Here is a 3436-nt window from a genome sequence, read left to right as displayed (position 1 = left end):
CCGGGATCCCGGGCCTGGTCCGGTACCGGTTACCTGACGACGCCGACCCTCGCCGTCGGTGCCGATGCGGCGGACCGGCGCGCGCTCGCGKACCTGAGGGAAGTCCAGCAGGCCTCCGGCCTCACCGTGAAGCCCCTGACCGTGCGCGAGGCCCGTGGCCGGGAGCCTTTGCTCAGCCMCGGTATCTCGTGCGCTTTTGATATCCCGGCCGACCACCAAGTGGACCCCCGCATGCTGATTGCCCGGCTCACCAGCCTGCTCGGCGCGGAGGGCCGCTGCAGGTTCGTCCGTCGGCGTGCGGCGGGGCTGCTGTGGGAGGACGGACGCGTCGCCGGTGTCCGGCTCGCGGGCGGCGGTTCCGTGCGGGCCGCGGAAACCGTGGTCGCCAACGGGCTTGGCGCCGCCAACCTTGACGGGCTGCCTGCCGGACTGAAACTCCCGCTGCGGCCGGTCTACGGCGACATCCTTCGGCTCCGCGTGCCCGCGCATCTGCAACCACTGCTTACGGCCACCGTGCGTGGCATGGTGCGCGGGGTGCCGGTGTACATCGTCCCGCGGCAGGACGGCACGGTGGTGATCGGCGCCACCCAGCGCGAAGACGGCCCGTCGGATCCGCACGCTGTTTCCGCCGGCGGTGTCTACCAGCTGCTCCGTGACGCCCAGCAGCTGGTGCCCGCTGTAGCCGAGCTGGAACTGCTCGAAGCCACGGCGCGCGCCCGCCCCGGCACACCGGACAACGCCCCGATGCTGGGGCGGGTCTCTCGCCCGGAAGGCGGGGACGTCCCGGGCCTCATCATCGCCACGGGATTCTTCCGGCACGGCGTCCTGCTGACCCCGGCAGCCGCTGTCGTCTGTMGTCAACTCATGGACGGTATACCGGACCCGCGCTGGGCCGGGTTCCGCCCCGACCGTTTCTCCCGCACCCCGGATGCGTCCGGGGACAGCCCCAACAAGGAAGCAGCATGAACATCAGACTGAACGGAACGGAGCAGAACGTCGCCGACGGCGCCTCCGTCAGCACACTCGTCAGCCAGCTCACGGGCCGGAGCATCGGCCCCGACGGCCGGGCTGCCGACGGGCAGAAGCTCGGTATCGCGGTGGCCCGCAACGCTGAAGTGGTGCCCCGCAGCCAGTGGCACGCCACCGCGCTCGCCGACGGCGACGACGTCGAACTTGTTACGGCAGTCCAAGGAGGATGACCAGCATGAACGAAACGACTATTGCAGGATCGCCGGCCCTGCCGGCTGCCGGCGCCCTCGCCGATCCGTTCGTGGTGGACGGCGTGACGCTCGGATCCCGGCTCATCATGGGCACCGGCGGTGCGCCGAGCCTGGACGGGCTGGGCGCGGCGCTTTTGGCCTCCGGCACGGAACTGACCACCGTGGCGATGCGCCGGTATTCACCGGCGGAAACKGGATCGCTGTTCCAGCTGCTGCTGGACAACAACATCCGAGTGCTGCCGAATACGGCCGGTTGCTTCACCGCCAAGGACGCCGTACTCACCGCCGAACTGGCCCGCGAGGCGCTGGAGACGGACTGGGTCAAGMTCGAAGTCATTGCCGACGAGCACACCCTGCTGCCGGACGCGGTCGAGCTCGTGGACGCAACTRAGCAGCTCGTGGCCCGCGGCTTCAAGGTCTTTGCCTACACCAACGATGACCCCGTTCTGGCCCTGCGGCTCGAAAACCTCGGGGCGACGGCGGTGATGCCGCTGGGCGCCCCGATCGGCACCGGCCTGGGCATTCTGAACCCGCACAACATCGAGCTGATCGTCTCGCGGGCGTCCGTGCCCGTGGTGCTCGATGCCGGGATCGGCACGGCCTCGGACGCGGCCCTGGCGATGGAACTTGGCTGCGACGCCGTGTTGCTGGCCACGGCCGTGACCCGGGCGCAGAATCCGGCGCTCATGGGGGAGGCCTTTAGGCATGCCGTCATCGCCGGCAGGCTGGCGAAAGCGGCCGGCAGGATCCCGCGGCGCGAGCACGCACTGGTGTCCTCGGCGATGGAAGGCCGGGCCGAGTTCCTGTAACGGCCGCCTTCCTCTGAAGGGCCGGTGAGGCTGGCAGGTCTGACCTGGTTCCGCCAGCAGGACCGCTTCATCACAGATCCTCATCACCAGGCGGAGCCTTCCATCGCCCATCGGCGCCTGTCATCGCCGATAAGCGCCTTGCAGGCCCGTGGCCGGCGAGGGAAGCCATAGCCCCTACGGCGTCCGCGAGGAACTCCGATGAGTCTGCGTCGAACTGCCGGGATACTGCCCCCGCTGCCARGAACGCGCAGGGACAAACAGCGAGCACCGACCTATCAGAGAACGACTACTAGTCGGGGCGGAAGTATTTGTTGCGTCGGGGTGTTTGGAGGGGGTCGACGTGGGGTGGCGGGATGAACCAGGGGATGCCGCTGCGCATCTGGATGKTCCATTGTTCCTTGTGGATCAGATGGTGGTGGTGGGAACAGAGCAGGGTTCCGTTCTCCGTGTTTGTGGACCCGCCGCGGGACCAGTAGGTGATGTGGTGGGCTTCGCACCAGGGTGCGGGGATGGTGCATTGCGGGAAGGCGCAGCCCTGGTCCCGAGCGGCGAGGGCTTTGCGGAGGTGGGGCGGGAAGATCCGTGAGGTGCGTCCGATGTCCAGGATCCGGCCTTCGGTGCCGAGCAGGACGGGGATGATGTCGGCGTCGCAGGCGATCTTCCGCACCGTGGAGGCCGTGACGGGTCCGGCGAACATCAGTGATCCCGCACCCGGGCCGGGCGTGCCGGTGCCGCCGTTGGGCGTGCTGGTGCGGTCGAGGAGGTCGAGGCGGCCGAGGAGGTCCCGGTAGTCGATGGTGGCCATGACCTGGGGCCGGAGCCCGCCGGCGGGCGGCAGGGCCCCGGCGGCGAGGGCGGCGTCGCAGGCGCCGATCAGGCCGTCGAGCAGCCGTTGCGGCCGCGAGCGGCGGTCCAGGACGCAGTCCGGGTCCGCCGCACCGGCCGCGGTGCTTACGGCCGCATCAGACCGGGCGGCTGCACCGGCGGCGTGTCCGCTGCCGTCACGGACCCCGCCGTCCGCGTCCACGTCAGTGACCGCGCCGTCCGTTTCCMCGCAAACCCCGCCGGCCCTGGCGGCGCTGTCCGCCGCGTCGGTAGCCGCTCCGTCGCCGGTGCCGGGGCCGGCTGTTGGGTCCGGGCCGGGATCGGTTCCTGCGCTGGTGCGGGGGTTGGTGGCGGTATTCATGGCGGTGACGAGGTGTTCGAACTGGTCGGTGGTGGCAAAGATTTCCAGGTGGTGCAGGCCGTGCCGGGGTTTGCGGATGAAGGCGCMCTGGAGCCGGCGGAGGGCTTCCTCGTTAGGTTCGGCACCGTCCTGGTCCAGGGCGTMGGTCYAGCGCCGCGCGATCCGGGTCAGGAAATCGGGGTCGTTCTCGATCGCGGTCAGGGTCAGGGCGTGTTCCATCG

Annotated in this window: 4 protein-coding genes; 3 read left to right on the top strand and 1 reads right to left on the bottom strand. The window is 70.0% G+C overall.

The window, feature by feature from the left end; all coding sequences use genetic code 11:
• From AC1DBQ_RS22480 to AC1DBQ_RS22470, 3 genes are all read left to right on the top strand, one after another.
• The coding region (locus tag AC1DBQ_RS22480; RefSeq protein ID WP_476930622.1) for an FAD-dependent oxidoreductase at positions 1–966 on the top strand (966 nt) is incomplete at its 5' end.
• Positions 963–1199, top strand: coding sequence for a sulfur carrier protein ThiS (gene thiS, locus AC1DBQ_RS22475; RefSeq protein ID WP_476930621.1), 237 nt, complete (start codon positions 963–965; stop codon positions 1197–1199). The genes AC1DBQ_RS22480 and thiS, both read left to right, overlap by 4 nt.
• Before the next feature lie 5 nt (positions 1200–1204).
• A complete protein-coding gene (locus AC1DBQ_RS22470) occupies positions 1205–2029 on the top strand; it encodes a thiazole synthase (RefSeq protein ID WP_476930620.1) in 825 nt (274 codons plus the stop codon).
• Positions 2030–2318: 289 nt separating this feature from the next.
• On the opposite strand, the gene AC1DBQ_RS22465 is transcribed toward AC1DBQ_RS22470, so the two are convergent.
• Positions 2319–3436, bottom strand: a 1118-nt coding sequence (locus AC1DBQ_RS22465) for an HNH endonuclease signature motif containing protein (protein ID WP_476930619.1), incomplete at its 5' end; no start/stop codon positions are given.

This window comes from Arthrobacter sp. 10T413_2, from assembly GCF_056394205.1.
The sequence above is the reverse complement of the archived record's forward strand: the minus strand, read 5'-3'. Positions and strand labels throughout refer to the sequence as shown.